Consider the following 18,554-nt stretch of genomic DNA (forward strand, 5'->3'; position numbering starts at 1 on the left):
ATCTTCGTTGGTGTCGGCCCGGAATGTGTCCGGGCGGCGCAATATCGGCGGGGGCCACGGCGGTGGCGCGCCGAACGATGAGCCATGTCCCTATCTGATCGGAGCCTTGTATGAACCACTCCATCAGCCTCACCGTGAACGGTGCACGGCGCGACTTCGTCCTCGACGATCCGCGCGTCACGCTGCTCGATCTCCTGCGTGAGCGCCTCCATCTCACCGGAACCAAGAAGGGCTGCGACCGCGGCCAGTGTGGCGCCTGCACCATTCTCGTCGACGGCAAGCGTATCAACTCATGCCTCGCACTCGCCGTCAGCCATGACGGCGCCGACATCCTCACCATCGAAGGCGTCGCGCGGGGCGACCAGCTTCATCCGGTCCAGGCCGCCTTCATCGCCCATGACGGATTCCAGTGCGGCTTCTGCACGCCCGGCCAGATCATGAGCGCCATCGGCATGATGCAGGAAGCTCAGGCCGGCAACGATCCCGAACGCATCCGTGAATGCATGAGCGGCAATCTCTGCCGCTGCGGCGCCTATGCCGGCATCGTCGATGCCGTGCTGGAGGCGCAGGCCGGTGCCGACGAATCCAATCAGAGGCGCTCCGCATGAAACAGTTCGATTATGTCAGGCCCGCCACGGTCGCTGAAGCCGTTGCCGCCGCCGCGCAGCCGGGCGCAACTTATCTTGCGGCCGGCACCAATCTGCTCGATCTGATGAAGGGCGGCGTCAGCCGTCCGGATCGCCTCGTCGATGTCACGCATCTCGAAGGGCTCGATCGGATCGAACGCCTCGCCGACGGGTCGTTGCGAATCGGTGCGCTCGTCAGCAATGCCGATCTCGCGCATGATGCGGGGTTCGCAAAATCCTATCCGGCCGTGGCAGAAGCGCTGCTCTCCGGCGCGTCGGCGCAATTGCGCAATGCGGCGACCGTGGGCGGCAACCTGCTGCAACGGACGCGGTGTGCATATTTCTACGACACCGCCAGCCGCTGCAACAAGCGCGAGGCCGGCAGCGGTTGCGACGCCCGCGATGGCGAGAACCGGACGCACGCCGTGCTTGGCTGGAGCAAGAGCTGCATTGCGACGAATCCCTCTGACTTCTGCGTGCCGCTGGTGGCGCTCGACGCCATCGTCGAGATCGAAGGCAAGAGCGGTCGTCGCGAGATCACGCTCGATGAACTGCACCGCCTGCCCGGCAATACGCCCGAGCGTGAGTCAGCCCTCGAACCTTGCGACCTCATCGTCGCGGTGCGTCTACCGCCCGCGGCGCGTGGTTTTGCCGCGCATGCGCGCTATCTCAAGGTTCGCGAGCGTACGTCCTACGCATTCGCCATCGTCTCGGCTGCGGCTGCGCTGCGGATCGAGAACGGCAAGATCGCGGAGGCGCGGCTTGCGCTCGGCGGCGTCGCCGCGAAGCCCTGGCGTGCCCGCGCCGCGGAAGACGTGCTCAAGGGCGTTGCGCCAACGGCAGATGCCTTCCGGGAAGCCGCCTGGCGCGCGCTCACCGATGCAAAGCCGTCCGGCGACAACGCCTACAAGATCGAGCTCGCACGCCGCATCGTCGTGCGCGCGCTGACCCTTGCCGCCGCCGGTACGCCCGCGCGTATTCCCGCGCTGCCGGCATCCCCCTTTGCTTCGACGTCTGGAGCCATCCATGCCTGAGCTCAATCTCACCAGCGCTCCCGCCCATCTCCGTCACGGCTCGAGCATCGGCCAGCCGCTCACCCGCCGAGATGGCGTGCTCAAGGTCAAAGGACAGGCGACCTACGCCGCCGACAATCATCCGCCCGGCATGCTGTTTGCTGTGATGGCGGTGTCCAGCATCGCGCATGGCCGCGTGACCTCACTCGATGTCGCTGCGGCCAAGCGTCATCCCGGCGTCATCGAAATCATGACGCCGGACCACAAGCCGCAGCTCGCGATCGATCCGGAGATCAAGACCAATCCGTTCGTGTTCCGGATGGAGGTGTTGCAGAGTAACGAGGTCCGCTACGCCAACCAGCCTATCGCGGTCGTGATCGCCGAGACGCTGGAGGCGGCAACTGAAGGCGCGGCGCTGCTGGCGCCGCGCTACGAGATGCTGCCCGCCCTCGTCGGCCTCGATGCCGGCGAAAGTTTCGTGCCACCGGTCGTCGGTGTCGGCAATCCCACAGAGAATCATCGCGGTGATATCGAGGCGGGCCTTGCGGCCGCCGACAAGCGGATCGAGGCCGTTTACGAGACGCCGCCGCAATATCACAACGCCATGGAGCCGCATGCGATCGTCGCCCATTGGGACGGCGACAATCTGTCGGTCGACATGCCGACCCAGGGCCTGATGCTGTCGCTTGGACGCATCGCCGAATTGTTCGGGATCGCGCCGGACAAGATCCACATCCGCAGCCCGTTCCTCGGCGGCGGCTTTGGCTCCAAGGGGCTCATGGCCGGTCCTCCCGTGCTCGGCCTGATGGCCGCAAAGCTGGTCGGCAGGCCGGTCAAGCTCGTGCTGCGGCGTGAGCAGATGTATGGCCCGGTCGGCCATCGCGCGCCGACGCGTCAGCGCCTGCGCATCGGTGCCGACGGCGAGGGGCGCCTGACCGCGCTCGATCACCATGCGCGCACCGTGTCGAGCACGTTCGACGACTTCTATGAACCGGCCGCCGATGCGTCGCACACCCTCTATGCCGCACCTGCAATCCGCACCTCGCACGATGCCGTGCGCGTCAACACCGGCACGCCGCTGTTCATGCGCGCACCGGGCGAGGCGACCGGATCGATTGCACTCGAAAGCGCGATCGACGAGATGGCCTGGGCCTGCGGTATCGATCCGCTCGCCTTCCGCTTGAAGAACTACGCCGAGGTCGAGCCGATCACCGGCAAGCCGTTCTCGTCCAAAGCGCTGCGCGCCTGTTACGATCAGGGCGCGGCGCGCTTCGGCTGGTCGAGGCGCCCGCTCCAGCCGCGGCAGATGCGCGACGATGCCGGCTTTCTGGTCGGCTGGGGTATGGGCACCGCGACGTTCCCCGCGCTGATGTTCCAGGCCGAAGCGCGTGCGGCGATCCGCCGTGACGGCACCGGCGCGATGGAGATCGGCGCACATGACATGGGGCAGGGCGCCTGGACGGCGCTCGCCCAGATCGCAGCCGATGCCGTCGGGCTCGATATCGATCGCGTCACGTTCAAGGCCGGCACGTCGGACCTGCCTGATGCGGGCATCGCTGGCGGCTCGGCACACACCGCGACCGCAGGCGCTGCGATCCACAGCGCCGGTGCTGCCGTGATCGCAAAGCTCGCCGATCTCGCCACCCATGACGAACGCTCGCCGCTGTTCGGCGCCGGCAATGCCGGCGTGATCGCGCGCGATGGCCGGTTGATCCGGCGCGACGACGAGAGCCGCAGCGAGAGCTATACCGAGATCCTCGCGCGTGCCGGCGTCGCCGAGGTCGAGGCGCGCGGCACCGGTGCGCCGAATCCGACGGCGATGGAGGAGTATGCGATGCATGCCCATGGCGCGGTGTTCGCGGAGGTGAAGGTCGATCCCGAGCTCGGCCAGGTCCGCGTCACCCGCATGGTCGGGGCCTTCGCGGCGGGGCGCATCGTCAACCCGCATCTGGTTAAGAGCCAGCTGTTCGGCGGTATGATCTGGGGCATGTCCTTTGCGCTGCATGAGGAGGCCATCACCGACCGCCGCAGCGGCCGGATCATGAACGCCAATCTCGGCGAGTATCATATCCCGGTGAATGCCGACGTGCCGCCGCTCGACGTGGTCACGGTCGAGGAGCACGATCCGCACGTCAATGCGCTCGGCATCAAGGGCGTCGGCGAGATCGGTATCACCGGCAGCGCCGGCGCGGTCGCCAATGCCGTTTGGCACGCGACCGGCGTGCGGGTGCGGCGTTTCCCGATCAGGATCGAAGAGCTGCTGACGTAGATCTGAGCTAACCGGCGGGGCGAGTTCTTCTCGCTCCGCCGCTTCAGAATGTCGGTGGTGTGCAGGCCGAGATCACTTCGCACGCTTTGCCGCCGACGCAGCGAAACCGATGCGGGCGGCGGCTCTCGAAATAATAGGCGTCGCCGGGATTGAGGATGCGCCGCTCGTCCTCGACGGTGACTTCGAGCTTTCCTGAAATTACGATGCCGCCTTCCTCGCCGTCATGGACGAGATGCACGCGCCCGGTGTCGCTGCCGGGCTCGTAGCGCTCCTTCAGGATCTGCAGGGTTCGGCCGAACAGATTGTCGCCGATCTGCCGATACGAGATCGGCTTCTTGCCGACTTCCGTGAGCTCCTCGGCACGGTAGAAGATCTTGCGCCGGCTCTCCGGCTCCAGCGCGAAGAACTCGGCGAGCCCCATCGGGATGCCGTCGAGGATGCGCTTGAGCGCGCCGACCGACGGGTTCATCTGGTTGGATTCGATCAGCGAAATCGTCGAATTGGTGACGCCGGCGCGCTTGGCGAGTTCCCGCTGCGACAGCTTGTGGCGCGCCCGGATGAATCGCAGCCGTCCACCGATGTCGACGCTCATGCCCCTGGTCCTGTTGCAGGTGTTGCGGATCGCGCAAATATGGACCGGCTGCCCCAGTGAAATCAATGGCTTGCAGCTCGCCAGAAAAGGACTTGTTGCCCTGTTGAAGCCGTGGCTCTGCTAGGTCGTCAGCAAAGGAGCGTGGCCCGTGACCCTTCATCAGATTCCGAACACTATCAAGACCGACTCGTTCTGGATGCCGTTCACGGCCAACCGTCAGTTCAAGAAGGCACCGCGCCTGTTCTCCTCGGCCGAGGGCATGCACTACACCACAGTCGACGGCCGCAAGGTGATCGACGGCTCCGCCGGCCTCTGGTGCGTCAATGCCGGCCACGGCCGCAAGCAGATTGCGGCTGCGGTCGAGCGGCAGCTGATGACGCTGGACTTCGCGCCGACGTTCCAGATGGGCCATCCGCTGGCGTTCGACTTCGCCGAGCGGCTCGCCGAGATCGCGCCGAAGGGCCTCGACCGCATCTTCTTCACCAACTCCGGCTCTGAATCGGTCGACACCGCGCTGAAGATCGCGCTCGCCTATCACCGCGCCAACGGCCAGTCGAGCCGCACCCGCCTGATCGGCCGCGAGCGCGGCTATCACGGCGTCGGCTTCGGCGGCACCTCGGTCGGCGGCATGGTCGCCAACCGCCGTGCCTTCGCTACGCTGCTGCCGGGCGTCGACCACATTCGCCACACCCATGATCTGACCCGCAACGCCTTTGCCAAGGATCAGCCCGAGCATGGCGCCGAGCTTGCAGACGATCTCGAGCGTCTGGTCGCCTTGCACGGCGCCGAGACCATCGCCGCCGTCATCGTCGAGCCGGTGCCGGGTTCGACCGCGGTGCTGCCGCCGCCGAAGGGCTATCTGCAGCGCCTGCGCGCGATCTGTGACAAGCACGGCATCCTCTTGATCTTCGACGAGGTCATCACCGGCTTCGGCCGTCTTGGCACGCCGTTCGCCGCCAACTTCTTCGGCGTCACGCCGGACCTGATGACGACGGCCAAGGGCATCACCAATGGCACCATTCCCTGCGGCGCGGTGTTCGCGAGCCGCAAGGTGCATGACGGCATGATGGTCGGTCCGGAGAACCAGATGGAGCTGTTCCACGGCTACACTTATTCCGCGCATCCGACCGCCTGCGCCGCCGGTATCGCGACGCTCGACATCTACAAGGACGAGGGCCTGCTCACGCGCGGTGCGACGATGGCCGAATACTGGCGCGATGCGCTGCATTCGCTCAAGGGCCTGCCCAACGTCGTCGACATCCGCAATTGCGGCCTGATGGGCGCGGTCGAGCTCGCGCCGCGTGACGGCGCCGCCGGCGCGCGCGGCTACGACGTCATGGTCGACTGCTTCAACACCGGCCTTTATCTGCGCATGAGCGGCGACAGCTTCGCAATGTCGCCTCCGCTCATCGTCGAGAAGAGCCACATCGACCAGATGGTCTCGATCCTCGGTGACGCCATCAAGAAGGTGGCCTGATAATTGCTCTCGCCGTTTGCGGAGTTTTATCTTGCAGCGGCGCGCGTGATGCCGCGGGAGTTTGACCAAGCGTGAAAGTTCTGATCCTCGGCAGCGGTGTCATCGGTGTCACCTCTGCCTACTACCTCGCCCGTGCCGGCCACGAGGTGACGGTCGTCGACCGTCAGCCCGAGCCGGCGCTGGAGACCTCCTTTGCCAATGCCGGCGAAGTGTCGCCCGGCTATTCTTCGCCATGGGCCGGCCCCGGCGTGCCGGTGAAGGCGGTCAAATGGCTCTTGATGAAGCATGGCCCGCTGGTGATCCGGCCGAAGCTCGATCCGGTGATGTGGGTCTGGCTGCTCAAGCTGCTGCGCAACTGCACCAGCACGCGCTATGCGGTCAACAAGAGCCGGATGATCCCGATCGCGGAATACAGCCGCGACTGCCTGCGCGATCTGCGCCGCGACATCGGTATTCAATATGACGAGCGCTCGCAGGGCACGCTGCAGCTGTTCCGTTACCAGGCGCAGCTCGACGGCACCGGCGAAGACATCGCCGTGCTCAAGCAATATGGCGTGCCTTTCGAGGTGCTGAGCCGCGAGGGCTGCATCGCGGTCGAGCCGGCGCTCGCCGGCGTCAAGGAGAAGTTCGCAGGCGGGCTTCGTCTGCCGCAGGACGAGACCGGCGATTGCCACATGTTCACGCAGGCGCTGGCCAAGCATGCCGAGACGCTCGGCGTGCGCTTCATGTTCAACACCGGCATCGACCGCATCGTCACCGACGGCACGGGCGTCAGCGGTGTCGCGACCAGCGCGGGCATGTTAGAGGCCGATGCCTACGTCCTCGCGCTCGGAAGCTGGTCGTCGCGTCTCGTCGCGCCGCTCGGCATCTCGCTGCCGGTCTATCCGGTGAAGGGCTATTCGATCACGGTGCCGATCAAGGACGCCTCCGGCGCGCCGGAATCGACGGTGATGGACGAGAGCTACAAGGTCGCGATCACGCGCCTGGGAAATCGCATCCGCGTCGGCGGCACCGCCGAAATCTCGGGCTTCTCGAGCAAGCTGTACGATGCCCGCCGCGCCACGCTCGATCACTCCCTGACTGATCTGTTCCCGCGTGGCGGCGATCTCTCCAAGGCGACGTTCTGGAGCGGCCTGCGTCCGATGACGCCGGACGGTCCGCCCGTGATCGGCCCGACGCAATACGCCAACCTCCATCTCAACACCGGCCACGGCACGCTCGGCTGGACCATGTCCTGCGGCTCGGGGCGCGTGCTCGCGGATATGCTGTCGGGCGAGAAGCCGGAGGTCGATGTGAGCGCGCTGACGGTGGATCGGTACGCGCACCGGTTTGGTTAAGACTCTATCCCCTCGTCATTGCGAGGAGCTCTTGCGACGAAGCAATCCAGAATCTCTCCGCGGCGGCAGTCTGGATTTGCTTCGCTCCGCTCGCAACGACGGAAGCGGAGAATTCAAGCCGTCCCCGTCACGCAATTCACCCACAGCACGACCGCCTTCGCATCCTGCGCCGGGTTGGAAAACCGGTGCGGCCTTTGGCTCGCAAAGCGAAAACTGTCGCCCGTCTTCAGCGACCACGTCTCGCTGTCCACCGTCAGCATCATCTCGCCTTCCAGCACCAGGCCAGCCTCTTCGCCGTCATGGGTGTAGAGTTCGTCGCCCGTCGAGCCGCCGGGCTCCAGATGCACCAGGAACAGATTGAGCCGGTTGTCGGCACTCGCAGGGCTGAGCAACTGCTTGGACACACCCGTGCGCCAGAGTTTTAGCTCGGGCCGCTGCAGTCCGCGCGTCACCACCTGATCCGAGGCACCGTCGGCGTTCGGGCTCGCGCCGAACAGCGCGGCGATGCCAACGCCGAGCACGTCGGAAAGCGTTGCCAGCACGCGCAGCGACGGCGATGACAGGCCGCGCTCGATCTGGCTGAGGAAGCCGATCGACAGATTGGTGCGCGCGGCGACCGTCTCGAGCGAGAATTGCCTGATACGCCTGAGATCGCGGATGCGGCGGCCGACCGCGACGTCCATGGCAGGCTCCGCCGGCTTCGCAGTCGCCTTTTTCACCTTCCTGGCCGGCTTTGCGGCGGCCGGTTTGCGCAATCTTTTGCCACCGCTCACGTCAAACCGCTTCCTTCATGTGCATGAAAACCGCTTGCGTCATCCGCGAAAGTGTGACCAAATTTTCATATTGGTGAAAATAGGCCGAAACGGCTCGGTCCGCAACGTCTGCGACCACGACGTGCGAGCGCCGACAACGGCCGGACCCAAAGGGGGATGCGATGAAGCGTTTTGGTCTGGCCGCGGTTGCGGCGCTCGCACTTGCAGCCATCGTGCCGGCTTCGGCGCAGCAGGTGCTGAAGGTCGGCTCGACGCCGACCGGCATTCCCTTCACCTTCCTCGAGACCAAGACCAACACCATCCAGGGCATCATGGTCGATCTTGTCACCGAGATCGGCAAGGATGCCGGCTTCAACGTGCAGATCGAGCCGATGCAGTTCTCGGCGCTGATCCCGTCGCTGACCTCGGGCAAGATCGACATCATCGCGGCTGCGATGTTCATCACGGCGCCGCGGAAAGAGGTCGTCGATTTCTCCGACCCGATCTACACCTATGGCGAAGGCCTGGTGGTGCCGAAGAGCGACACCAAGCCCTATGCCACGCAGGACGATCTGAAGGGCGAGACGGTCGGTGCCCAGGTCGGCACCGCCTTCGTCGATGCGCTGAAGAAGTCCGGCCTGTTCGCCGACGTCAAGGCCTACGACACCATCCCCGACATCCTGCGCGACGTGAACACCGGCCGCCTCAAGGCCGGCTACGCCGACTATCCGATCCTGGCCTATAATCTGAAGCAGGGCGGCTTCCCCGAGGTGCGGCTGATCGACGGCTACAAGCCGGTCACTGTCGGCTCCGTCGGCATCGGCGTGCGCAAGGGTGAGAGCACGCTGCTCGGCAAGATCAATGCGTCGCTGGCGAAACTCAAGGCCAACGGCACCATCGACAAGATCCTCGACAAATGGGGCCTGAAGGCCCAGGGCTGATGAGAGGCGTATCGAAGGCTGCCCGATGAAAGGTTTTTGGCACGACGCCGTCGAGTTCTTCCCGATCCTGATGAGCGGCGTCGCGCTGACGATCGTCGTCACCATCGGCTCGCTGCTGCTCTCGACGGCGCTCGGCCTGATCTGGGCGATGATGCGGGTCTCCGGCATCAAGGCGCTGTCGATGCTCAGCGCCAGCCTGATCAACGTGATCCGCGGCATCCCGATCATCGTGCTGCTGTTCTATCTCTACTTCGTGATGCCTGATCTCGGCGTCACGTTGTCGGCGTTGCAGGCCGCGATTCTCGGGCTCGGCATCGCCTATTCGGCCTATCAGGCGGAAAACTTCCGCGCCGGCATCGAGGCCATCGACAAGGGCCAGATCGAGGCGGCGCAGTCGATCGGCATGGGCTGGTGGCTCACCATGCGCCGCGTGGTGCTGCCGCAGGCCGTGCGCATCGTGCTGCCTCCTTACGGCAACGTCATGATCATGATGCTGAAGGATTCCTCGCAGGCCTCGACGATCACGGTCGCCGAGCTTGCCCTTCAGGGCAAGCTGATCGCGTCCTCGACCTTCAAGAACACCAACGTGTTTACGATGGTGGCGCTAATGTACCTCACCATGAGCATTCCGCTGATCCTGCTGGTCCGCCACTTCGAGAAGCGGGCCGGCAAGAAATGATTGAGCTCAACGACGTCCACAAGAGCTTTGGCCAGGTCGAGGTGCTCAAGGGCATCACGGCCTCCGTGCAGAAGGGCGAGGTGGTCTGCATCATTGGTCCATCGGGATCGGGCAAGTCCACCATCCTGCGCTGTATCAACGGGCTTGAAAGCTACGACCGCGGCGAGATCAGCGTCGAAGGCCTCAAGGTCGACCGCGATGCGTCCTCGATCGTGAACATCCGCACCCAGGTTTCGATGGTGTTCCAGCGTTTCAACCTGTTCCCGCATCGGACAGTGCTGGAAAACGTCATCGAGGGGCCGCTCTTCGTGAAGAAGGAGCCGCGCGCCCAGGTATACGAGCGCGGACGCGCGCTGCTTGCTCGCGTCGGGCTTGCCGAGAAGGCTGATGTGCATCCGCCGCAGCTCTCCGGCGGCCAGCAGCAGCGCGTCGCGATCGCGCGTGCGCTGGCGATGCAGCCGAAGGCGATCCTGTTCGACGAACCGACTTCGGCGCTTGATCCGGAGCTCGTCGGCGACGTTCTCGGCGTGATGCGCAAGCTCGCCGACGACGGCATGACCATGGTCGTCGTCACCCACGAGATGGGCTTTGCTCGCGACGTCGCCGACCGTGTGCTGTTCATTGATGGTGGCGTCATCGTCGAGCAGGGGCCTGCGAAAGCGCTACTCAATCAACCCCAGCATCCGCGCACGCAGGACTTTTTGCGCCGCGTGCTGCATCCGCTCTGACCGGACTTCGCCATGACGCGCCTGCCTCTGCCGCCCTCGCTCTATGCCGACACCGCCGTCACGCCGGTGGGTACGCCGCCGCTCGATACCGACAAGAATGTTTCCGTGGCCATCATCGGCGGCGGCTACACGGGTCTCTCCACCGCGCTGCATCTCGCCGAGCAGGGCGTCGAGGCGCTGGTGCTGGAGGCGCAGGAACCGGGCTGGGGCGCATCCGGCAACAATGGCGGCCACACCAATCCCGGATTAAAGCACGATCCCGATCAGATCGAGGCTGATTTCGGCGCCGAGCTCGGCCGCCGCATGATCGCGTTCTCCTACGGCACCACCAACTTCACGCACGAGTTGATCCGCCGTTACCAGATCCCGTGCGAGGCGAGGCAGAACGGCACGCTGCGTGCGGCCTATAACGAGGCCAGCGCCGCCGCGATCGAGAAGACCGCGCAGCAATGCATCCGCCGCGGCATGCCGGTAACGTATCTGAACCGCGAGCAGTTGCGCGCGATGACCGGCACCGACCGCTACATCGGCGCCATGCTGGATATCCGCGGCGGCGATTTGCATCCGCTCAGCTACGCCCGCGGCCTCGCGCGCGCCGCGATCTCCGCCGGCGCGAAGGTCCATGGCGAGACGCCGGCACTGTCGCTCCGTCGCGACGGCAGCCGCTGGCGCATCGAGACGCCGCGCGCGGTCGTGCATGCCGACAAGGTGCTGCTCGCGACCAATGGTTTTACCGACGATCTCTGGCCGGCGCTCCGCCGTTCCATCGTCCCGGTGTTCTCCTCGATCGCGGCCACCGCGCCATTGTCCAATGAGGTTGCCCGCTCGATCATGCCGACGCGGCCAGTGCTCTACGAAAGCGGCCACATCACGGTCTATTACCGCATCGATCAGCAAAACCGTCTGCTGATGGGCGGCCGCGGGCCGATGCGCTGGATCAACTCGCCATCCGACGTCGCCTATCTCATGCGTTACGCCGAGCGGCTCTGGCCGCAGCTCAAGGGCGTGGCCTGGACCCATGGCTGGAACAGCCGGCTCGCAATCACCAAGGACCACTATCCGCATGTGCACGAGCCGGCGGAGGGCGTGCTGATCTCGCTCGGCTGCAACGGCCGCGGTGTCGCGCTCTCGACCGCGATGGGCGCGCAACTCGCGCGTCGCCTGATCGGCGGCGCTAAGGCCGAGATCGACATGCCCATCACCGGCATCAATCCGATCCCGATGCACGCGTTCTGGCCGGTGGGCGTGACCACAGCCGTGATTGCGGGGCGCGTGCGCGACCGGCTGGGGATCTAGAGCGCATTAGGATTTGACTGCGGCCGCGAAGCAGGTGCGCTCCCTCTCCCGCTTGCAGGAGAGGGCTGGGGAGAGGGCTGTCTCCACTGGGAAGAACCCCCAAGAGGAGAAAGCCCTCACCCGGCGCGCTCTGCGAGCGCGTCGACCTCTCCCGCAAGCGGGAGAGGTGCAGCAGCGCCCGTGGCCCGATCGCGTTTCCTTAATCAGTCCTCCGCCACCGCGTCGGCCCAGGGCTGGAAGATTTCGACCGCGCCAAAGTTCGTGTCGCCATCGCGCATCACCACGCTCGGGCAGGCGAATTTTTGCGGCAAGGCCTGCACCTGGCTCTCCTCATAGTCGAAATGCGCGGCCAGGACTTTGCGTGCTTCCTCTGGCAGCCTGATATCGCCGATCACGACCGCGCCCTCGCTGGCGTCGATGCGCGGCTGGTGGATGGCGGCATCGAGATCCATGTCGAAATCCATCGCAAAGGAGACAAGCTGCATCACCGACGGCAGGATGCGGCGGCCGCCGGACGCGCCGACCGCGAGGCGCTTGCCGTCCCTGGTCTCGGCGATGACAGGCGTGTAGTTGCAGAGGCAGCGCTTGCCGGGGGCGAGCGAATTGGTGGTGCCGGGCGTCGGATCGAACCACATGATGCCGTTGTTCATGGCGATGCCGCTGTGCGGCGTCACATATTTCGAGCCGAACGACGAGAGCAGCGTCTGCGTCACCGCGGCGATGTTGCCGTGGCGATCGACCACGGAGAAATGCGTCGTGCAGGCGGGCGCGAGATATTCGGCGCCGAGCGAGCGCTTGCCGTCGGCATCGCCCATATCCTTGAGTCGCTCGCGGAAGGCCGCCTGCAGGGCGCGCGCATATTCGACATAGGCGGCTGCATCCGGCGCGTTCGCCGGCTGCAGGTTCTGCTGCAACAGGCGCAGCGCATGCGCCATGGTCGGCCCGGCCGTGAGTTCGGGCGTCGCATAGACCTTGCCGTTGCGATAGGGGATCGCCAGCGGCTCGCGCAGATGGGCGCGGAACGCGGCGAGATCCTCGACCGACAGCGAGCCGCCGTCAGCTTTGATGTCGGATGCGATGCTCTTGGCGAGGTCGCCCTGGTAGAAGTCCCGCGGACCGGCTTCGGCGAGGTGCGACAGCGTCGCCTTGAGCGCGTCCTGCGGCAGCCGGGTCTCGGACTTGATGCCCCATGGCGGGCTCGGCGGCAGGCCGTCCTTCAGGAATGCTGCAGCGCTTGCGGGATAACGCCGGAGATCGGCCGCCGAGGCCGTGATCGTCAGTGCGGTCCACCAATCGACCAGCAGGCCTTCGCCGGCGAGCGCGACGGCCGGCGCCACCAGATCCTTCCACGGCATCTTGGCGTAGCGGCGATGCGCTTCCTCCATGCCGGCGACGACGCCGGGCACGGCGATCGCACCGGGACCGTGGATGTTGTGGTCGTCCTTCACCCGCTGCCAGGGAAACAGGTCGGAGGCTGCGCCTTCGCCGCTGAGCGGATAGTCGGACACGCGCAGGCTCTGCGGCGCGCACATGCCGTAGTCGATCACCTGGTAGCGATTTTCCTTGGCGCGGTAGAGCACCATCGCGCCGCCGCCGCCGATGCCGCTGTTCCAGGGCTCCAGCACGTTCAGCGCAAAGGTGGTCGCCACGATCGCGTCGACGCAATCGCCGCCCGCCGCCAGCACCTGCGCCCCCACCTCGGCCGCCCGCCGCGATTGCGAGGCGACAATGCCGCCCTTGGACGTGACGGCGGGTTTGCGGACGGTTTGGTTGAGGCTGAACTGATGAGGCATGATGTCGCTTGTGCTTGTCTTGTGCTTGTCTTGGCTTCGTTGCGCTGACGTCGAAGCTCCGCAATTGGCGGAGCACGCGAAGAATGGCACATTGCCGCCAACGAGAACATCCCGGCCATCCACGTTCTTCCGCGCTAGAGGCAAAGACGTGAATGCCCGGGCCTTCGCCTCGCCGAAGCGGCTTTGGCCGCGCAGGCGGGACAAGCCCGGGCATGAGACGAGTTGAGAGACCGATCAGTTGGAAAGCAGCAAAGGCGCCAGGCTCAGAGCTCGCGGTTCAGCCGGCTGGCCTGATATTTGGCGTGCCATTTCGGGCCCGGACCGCGCATGTAGTGAAGCTCGGGGCGGTAGGGGTTGCCTGCGATCCGCACCAGCTTCTGCCATTTGGTGGCGACGAAGGCGAAGGGCTGCCGGAGCAGGGTCAAAGAAGCGAGCAGCATGGCATCACCTCAATGCGGCTTGCCGAGCATGGCGGTGAAGGGAAGATCGAAGATCTCCTCGCCATCGTCGTCGCTGATATGGATCACCCAATCACGCCAATCCTCGGCGCCGGGCGTCTCGATCATCGAGCGCATGATCTGGGCGGCGCGGTCGCGCGCCTCGGTCAGGTTGGCGACTGCCATGCCGTAGCGATCGATCAGCGTGCCTTCGGCATTCGAGCAGTGGAAATACATCTGAACCATACACGCCTCCTCTGGAAAGCGATTTGGACGGCATATCGATACCATCCGAAACAGTCGAAGAATATTCGGGCCAAGCCCGGTAAGGGAATCTACGGGGATTGGTCGGCACGAAGAGCCCTGCGGGTTTGATCACAGGGGAGTGATGTTCAACTGGACGGCGCCAAAGCGGCGTGGAACAACTCGCGGCCGAAAGCCGGGGAGGCCGCTGTGAATCAGCTCACATTTCAGGATGGGCGCCGAAGCTTGTGCGTGGGTGTCGTCGCCTTCGCGGCGGTCCTGCTCGGCTTTGGCTCAGTGGCCGCGTCCGATCCGGTGAGGAAAAGCGGCTACGCGGTGGGAACGGAGGCCTGTGGCAGCGACGATCTCGCCCTTCCCAAGGTCCAGATCGACATGAAGGCGGGCTTTTGTGCGGGCCTCGTCGCCAGCGAAGAAGACCATCTGAAATTTCCGCGGTCGATCACCCAGGTGCCGGGCCACGACCTGTTTGTGATTGCCGACATGGGCGGCTGGGGCCACACCGATGGCCGGCTGCTGCTGCTCGATCCGCACGCCGCCGGCGGCCAGCGGTTCAAGGAGCTCCTGACCGGGCTCGAATATCCGTTCGGCCTCGTGATCGGCCCGGACAAAAAACTCTATGCCTCGACCGCCGAGACCATCTTCCGCTTCGATCCACTCGCGGACAATCCGCGCGGCACGGTCGAGACGATCATTCGTCACATGCCGGGCCGCCGCGTCACGCTGCCCGACGGCACCAGGCTCGATGAGAGCGCGCATCCGCTCAAGCAGTTCGTCTTCGACAGGAGCGGGCGGCTGTTCGTCAATGTCGGCGCCCACAGCGACGATTGCATCACGCCGGCGCCGATCACGAAGCCCTGCGCGGCGGCTGAAGGTGCCTCCGCCATGGCCGCGATCTGGCTGTTCACGCCGCCGTCGAGCGGCGTCTTCCCGGCGTTGAAGCCGAATGATCCCGATCCGCCGCACACGACCTACGCGCGCGGCTTGCGCAATTCGATGGCGCTGGCGCTGCACCCGAATTTTCCCGATGCGGGCTACGCCTTCCTGCAAGGCGAGAACGGCCGCGACCTGCCCGATATCTTCAAGCCGAACGAGGAGATCAACGCGATCGAGCAGGGCCGGCATTATGGCTGGCCGTATTGTTATGACCTGTCGACGCCGAGCCCCGAGTTCAGGCTCGTGCTGCAATCCGGTGTCTATAAATCCCTTTGCACGGCGAACGCGCTCTATAAGGCGCCGTTCTCGCTGCTGCCGCCGCACGGTGCGCCGCTGGCGATGCTGTATTATCACGGCACGAAGTTTCCCGAGCTCGAAGGCAAGCTGCTGGTCGGCCTGCACGGCTATCGCCCGACCGGCAGCCGCGTCCTGGTCTACGACGTCGACGATCACGGTTTTCCAAAACCCGCCCCGGCGCCGGTGCGCTACCACGTCAGTTGTGCGGCCGATCCGACCCACAATTTTCAGACCGACGCGGGAGATGTCGCCGCCGCGCCGTTCGAGGAGCTGATCGCTGGCTGGCACCGCGTCAATGGTGCGCGCCCGCAAGGCGCGCCGGTTGGCATGACGGTCGCAGAAGATGGTGCGATCTGGCTGGTCGAGGACAAGAACCAGACGATCATCCGGATCGATCGCGCCGCAGGCGATCCACCGCCGCCGCTGCCCTGCGATACCCGCAGCCAGGCGCTGATCGACCAGCTCGCCGCCTTCGTCGCGAAGGATGCGCAAAACAAGACCCGGCTCACCGCGCTGCGCAAAAACCTCGTTGAAAAGCACTGCCTCGGCTGTCACTCCGATTTCGGTCTGAAGGCGGGGCAGTCGGATGCCGACAAGGACGCGACCGTGCTCCGTTTCATGCTGTCGCAGGATGGCTGGATCTATCCGGGCGATCCCGAGTCCGGCAAGCTGCGCACGCGGCTGCGCGGCATCGGTGCGGAGAAGCTGATGCCGCCCGGGGGCGAGAGCCTGCCGAAGACCGAGCCCGGTTATGCTGCGCTGCTCACGACCGCGGATCTGCTCGTTGCCAGGATGGTTCCGGGGACGCGGATGCGCGTCAAGCTCGGTCTGCCGCAGCGCAAATTCTTCAGCAAGGCGAACAAGGAATGCGGCGAAATACCGGCCGCCAAGGTCGTTATCGTGACACAAAGGAACGCTGTAGACAAACCGGGCTTCAGCAGATTCTTCCGGCCGGCCGATCCTTATTTGAATGGCGAGTGCAGCGACGACGATGGCTATTACATCCGGCAGGAATTTCTGGTGCCTGTGCAGTAGCATCCTGCTCGTCGTCGCGACGCCGCTCGTCGCAGCCGAGACGAAGCTGTTCGAAAGCGTGCAAGTGACGCCGGCCGGCGAATATACCTTCGGCATCGAAGGACCCGCCGCAGATCTCGATGGCAATCTCTTTGTCGTCAATTTCGGCAGGCCCGGCACCATCGGCCGATTGCCGGCAGGCGGCGCGGCGTCGGAAGCCTTCACGGTGCTCCCCGAGGGCAGCGTCGGCAACGCCATCCGCTTCGATCGCAATGGCACGATGTTCATCGCCGACTACAAGAAGCACAACATCTTCGCGATCGCGAAAGGCGCAACCGAGCCGGCAGTCTGGTTTCATTCCGACGAGATGAACCAGCCCAACGACATCACCATCGCTCGCGACGGCACGATCTATGCGAGCGATCCGAACTGGAAGGGCCGGGAAGGCTACATCTGGCGCATCGCCAAGGCTGCCGACGGATCGGTGCAGGGACAAATCATGTCGGCGCCGCGCGCGATGGGCACCACCAACGGCATCGATCTCAGCCCCGACGGCAAGACGCTCTATGTCGGTGAATCCAGCAATGGCCAAGTCTGGTCCTACACCATCCGCGGCAGCGAGCTCGCCGACGCAAAACTCGTCAAGACGTTCCAGCCCGACACCATCGACGGCCTGCGCACCGACGTTGCCGGCCGCCTCTACGTCGCGCGCATCCTCAAGGGCACGATCGCGCTGATGAAGGCCAGCGGGACGGTCGAGCGCGAGATCGCGCTGAAGGGCAAGGAGCCGACCAACCTCGCCTTCGGCGGCAGCGACGGCAAGACCGTCTTCGTCACCCAGCGCCAGGGCGGCTTCGTTGAATCCTTCCGCACGGATCAACAGGGCCGCGAGCACTGTCTCCAGCGCGGACGCTGCTAGGCTCGTCAAAGGCGCTCTGCTCTTGACGCAGGGCCGCAGCGCGAAGGCGGCATTCTTCTTGCTTGCATCTGGCCGCCGCCGGGATTTAGACATTCCGTGGCATCGTTAGAGAGCACGCGACCACGGAGTGTTGAGTGAAAGCCGTCCATACCGAACTGCACCGCAGCCACGATCCGCAATTCTTCCTGGTCCGCGGCGTCGTCAAGCGCACCACCGAACAGCCCGAGCGCGCAGACCGCCTGCTCAAGGGCCTGAAGGACGGCAAGCATCAACTGGTTGAGCCGACGAAGTTCGGCCAAGGCCCGCGCGCGCGGATTCACAGCCCCGAATATCTGTCGTTTCTGAGTGAAGCCTGGGATGCCTGGACGGCGCTCGGCGATTCCGGTCCGGAAATGATCGGTAACGTCCATCCGGTACGCCATGCCGCGACCTATCCCACCCATATCGTAGGCAAGCTCGGCTGGCACACCGCAGACACCGCGGCGCCGATCGGTCCCGGCACCTGGGCCGCCGCCTGCGCGGCGACGGATGTTGCGGTCACCGCGGCGCAGATGGTGATGGACGGCGAGGACGCGACCTACGCGCTGTGCCGTCCGCCCGGTCATCATGCCTATCGCGACATGGCCGGCGGCTTCTGCTTCCTCAACAACAGCGCGATTACCGCGGCACATCTGCGGCTCAAGCACGAGCGCGTCGTGATCCTCGACGTCGACGTCCACCACGGCAACGGCACACAAGGCATCTTCTACGCGCGGCCGGATGTTTACACGATCTCGATCCACGCCGATCCGATCGCGTATTATCCGTATGTGTGGGGCTATGCGCATGAGCGCGGCGAAGGTCCCGGCCTCGGCACCAATCTCAACATTCCGCTGGCGATCGGCACCAGCGATGACGGTTACATCCAGGCCATGGATGTCGCGCGCAAGGCGATCGAGTCCTTTGCGCCTGGCGCACTCGTGATCGCGCTCGGCCTCGACGCCTCCGAGCACGATCCGCTGAAGGGCCTCGCCGTCACCACGCCCGGCTTCCGCCGCATCGGCCAGGCCATCGCCAAGATGGGCCTGCCGACCGTTTTCGTGCAGGAAGGCGGCTATCTCTCGGATATCCTTGGCGCGAATTTGACCTCGGTGCTCGCGGGCTTCGAAGAGGCGCGGTGAGGCGCCCGGAACAACTCGTCATTCTCC

17 protein-coding genes are annotated in these 18,554 nt (G+C 65.2%); 12 read left to right on the forward strand and 5 right to left on the reverse strand.

The features are described from left to right. The first annotated feature begins 110 nt into the window (after positions 1-110). From YUA_RS0122785 to YUA_RS0122795, 3 genes are read left to right on the forward strand one after another with little or no spacing between them, the layout of a single operon-like run. Entirely contained in the window at positions 111-608 is a 498-nt protein-coding gene (locus YUA_RS0122785; RefSeq protein WP_027532780.1) for a (2Fe-2S)-binding protein, read from the forward strand. Continuing rightward, complete coding sequence (locus tag YUA_RS0122790; protein WP_027532781.1) at positions 605-1,660, forward strand: xanthine dehydrogenase family protein subunit M; 1,056 nt, start codon at positions 605-607, stop codon at positions 1,658-1,660. Before YUA_RS0122785 ends, YUA_RS0122790 begins: the two co-directional genes overlap by 4 nt. Next, complete coding sequence (locus YUA_RS0122795; protein ID WP_027532782.1) at positions 1,653-3,908, forward strand: xanthine dehydrogenase family protein molybdopterin-binding subunit; 2,256 nt, start codon at positions 1,653-1,655, stop codon at positions 3,906-3,908. The genes YUA_RS0122790 and YUA_RS0122795 overlap by 8 nt, the downstream gene beginning before the upstream one ends. 43 nt (positions 3,909-3,951) lie before the next feature. Here YUA_RS0122795 and YUA_RS0122800 read toward each other — a convergent pair whose 3' ends face one another. Continuing rightward, complete coding sequence (locus YUA_RS0122800; protein WP_027532783.1) at positions 3,952-4,500, reverse strand: cupin domain-containing protein; 549 nt, start codon at positions 4,498-4,500, stop codon at positions 3,952-3,954. 148 nt (positions 4,501-4,648) lie between these two features. Here YUA_RS0122800 and YUA_RS0122810 point away from each other — a divergent pair, with 148 nt between their 5' ends. Both YUA_RS0122810 and YUA_RS0122815 read left to right on the forward strand, forming a co-directional pair. Beyond that, on the forward strand, positions 4,649-5,977 hold the full coding sequence (locus tag YUA_RS0122810) for an aspartate aminotransferase family protein (RefSeq protein ID WP_035971664.1): 1,329 nt from the start codon (positions 4,649-4,651) through the stop codon (positions 5,975-5,977). A gap of 71 nt (positions 5,978-6,048) precedes the next feature. After that, positions 6,049-7,314 (forward strand): D-amino acid dehydrogenase, encoded by a 1,266-nt coding sequence (locus YUA_RS0122815; protein ID WP_027532785.1) that lies wholly within the window; start codon positions 6,049-6,051, stop codon positions 7,312-7,314. 113 nt (positions 7,315-7,427) lie between these two features. Here the strand turns inward: YUA_RS0122815 and YUA_RS0122820 are convergent, their stop codons facing one another. Continuing rightward, positions 7,428-8,087: a helix-turn-helix domain-containing protein gene (locus YUA_RS0122820; protein ID WP_035971666.1), complete on the reverse strand. Its 660-nt coding sequence runs from the start codon at positions 8,085-8,087 to the stop codon at positions 7,428-7,430. A gap of 161 nt (positions 8,088-8,248) precedes the next feature. Here YUA_RS0122820 and YUA_RS0122825 point away from each other — a divergent pair, with 161 nt between their 5' ends. From YUA_RS0122825 to YUA_RS0122840, 4 genes are read left to right on the forward strand one after another with little or no spacing between them, the layout of a single operon-like run. Further along, complete coding sequence (locus tag YUA_RS0122825) at positions 8,249-9,007, forward strand: ABC transporter substrate-binding protein (RefSeq protein WP_027532787.1); 759 nt, start codon at positions 8,249-8,251, stop codon at positions 9,005-9,007. A gap of 25 nt (positions 9,008-9,032) precedes the next feature. Continuing rightward, positions 9,033-9,686, forward strand: coding sequence for an amino acid ABC transporter permease (locus YUA_RS0122830; protein WP_027532788.1), 654 nt, complete (start codon positions 9,033-9,035; stop codon positions 9,684-9,686). Then, complete coding sequence (locus tag YUA_RS0122835) at positions 9,683-10,414, forward strand: amino acid ABC transporter ATP-binding protein (protein ID WP_027532789.1); 732 nt, start codon at positions 9,683-9,685, stop codon at positions 10,412-10,414. The genes YUA_RS0122830 and YUA_RS0122835 overlap by 4 nt, the downstream gene beginning before the upstream one ends. 12 nt (positions 10,415-10,426) lie before the next feature. Further along, on the forward strand, positions 10,427-11,710 hold the full coding sequence (locus YUA_RS0122840; RefSeq protein ID WP_027532790.1) for an FAD-binding oxidoreductase: 1,284 nt from the start codon (positions 10,427-10,429) through the stop codon (positions 11,708-11,710). Positions 11,711-11,913: 203 nt separating this feature from the next. On the opposite strand, the gene YUA_RS0122845 is transcribed toward YUA_RS0122840, so the two are convergent. The 3 genes from YUA_RS0122845 to YUA_RS0122855 form a co-directional block, all read right to left on the reverse strand. Then, complete coding sequence (locus YUA_RS0122845; RefSeq protein WP_027532791.1) at positions 11,914-13,503, reverse strand: gamma-glutamyltransferase family protein; 1,590 nt, start codon at positions 13,501-13,503, stop codon at positions 11,914-11,916. A 263-nt stretch (positions 13,504-13,766) separates the two neighbouring features. Continuing rightward, positions 13,767-13,943, reverse strand: a complete 177-nt coding sequence (locus YUA_RS51140; RefSeq protein WP_198029490.1) for a hypothetical protein — start codon at positions 13,941-13,943, stop codon at positions 13,767-13,769. Between the two features lie 9 nt (positions 13,944-13,952). Then, on the reverse strand, positions 13,953-14,186 hold the full coding sequence (locus YUA_RS0122855; RefSeq protein ID WP_027532792.1) for a hypothetical protein: 234 nt from the start codon (positions 14,184-14,186) through the stop codon (positions 13,953-13,955). A 207-nt stretch (positions 14,187-14,393) separates the two neighbouring features. Between YUA_RS0122855 and YUA_RS0122860 the strand changes: the two genes are divergently transcribed. The 3 genes from YUA_RS0122860 (at position 14,394) to YUA_RS0122870 (ending at position 18,527) form a co-directional block, all read left to right on the forward strand. Further along, on the forward strand, positions 14,394-16,469 hold the full coding sequence (locus tag YUA_RS0122860) for a PQQ-dependent sugar dehydrogenase (protein WP_027532793.1): 2,076 nt from the start codon (positions 14,394-14,396) through the stop codon (positions 16,467-16,469). Continuing rightward, complete coding sequence (locus tag YUA_RS0122865; protein ID WP_027532794.1) at positions 16,426-17,367, forward strand: SMP-30/gluconolactonase/LRE family protein; 942 nt, start codon at positions 16,426-16,428, stop codon at positions 17,365-17,367. Before YUA_RS0122860 ends, YUA_RS0122865 begins: the two co-directional genes overlap by 44 nt. Before the next feature lie 134 nt (positions 17,368-17,501). After that, positions 17,502-18,527 (forward strand): histone deacetylase family protein, encoded by a 1,026-nt coding sequence (locus tag YUA_RS0122870; protein ID WP_027532795.1) that lies wholly within the window; start codon positions 17,502-17,504, stop codon positions 18,525-18,527. Positions 18,528-18,554 lie beyond the last annotated feature (27 nt).

Source organism: Bradyrhizobium sp. WSM3983 (assembly GCF_000473045.1).
GTDB lineage: Bacteria > Pseudomonadota > Alphaproteobacteria > Rhizobiales > Xanthobacteraceae > Bradyrhizobium.

Excerpts from the sequence above, each read along its gene's own strand:
- YUA_RS0122785 (WP_027532780.1), top strand. The coding sequence starts at position 111 with ATGAACCACTCCATCAGCCTCACCGTGAACGGTGCACGGCGCGACTTC.
- YUA_RS0122790 (WP_027532781.1), top strand. The coding sequence starts at position 605 with ATGAAACAGTTCGATTATGTCAGGCCCGCCACGGTCGCTGAAGCCGTT.
- YUA_RS0122795 (WP_027532782.1), top strand. The coding sequence starts at position 1,653 with ATGCCTGAGCTCAATCTCACCAGCGCTCCCGCCCATCTCCGTCACGGC.
- YUA_RS0122800 (WP_027532783.1), bottom strand. The coding sequence starts at position 4,500 with ATGAGCGTCGACATCGGTGGACGGCTGCGATTCATCCGGGCGCGCCAC.
- YUA_RS0122825 (WP_027532787.1), top strand. The coding sequence starts at position 8,249 with ATGAAGCGTTTTGGTCTGGCCGCGGTTGCGGCGCTCGCACTTGCAGCC.
- YUA_RS0122830 (WP_027532788.1), top strand. The coding sequence starts at position 9,033 with ATGAAAGGTTTTTGGCACGACGCCGTCGAGTTCTTCCCGATCCTGATG.
- YUA_RS0122835 (WP_027532789.1), top strand. The coding sequence starts at position 9,683 with ATGATTGAGCTCAACGACGTCCACAAGAGCTTTGGCCAGGTCGAGGTG.
- YUA_RS0122840 (WP_027532790.1), top strand. The coding sequence starts at position 10,427 with ATGACGCGCCTGCCTCTGCCGCCCTCGCTCTATGCCGACACCGCCGTC.
- YUA_RS0122845 (WP_027532791.1), bottom strand. The coding sequence starts at position 13,503 with ATGCCTCATCAGTTCAGCCTCAACCAAACCGTCCGCAAACCCGCCGTC.
- YUA_RS51140 (WP_198029490.1), bottom strand. The coding sequence starts at position 13,943 with ATGCTGCTCGCTTCTTTGACCCTGCTCCGGCAGCCCTTCGCCTTCGTC.
- YUA_RS0122855 (WP_027532792.1), bottom strand. The coding sequence starts at position 14,186 with ATGGTTCAGATGTATTTCCACTGCTCGAATGCCGAAGGCACGCTGATC.
- YUA_RS0122865 (WP_027532794.1), top strand. The coding sequence starts at position 16,426 with ATGGCTATTACATCCGGCAGGAATTTCTGGTGCCTGTGCAGTAGCATC.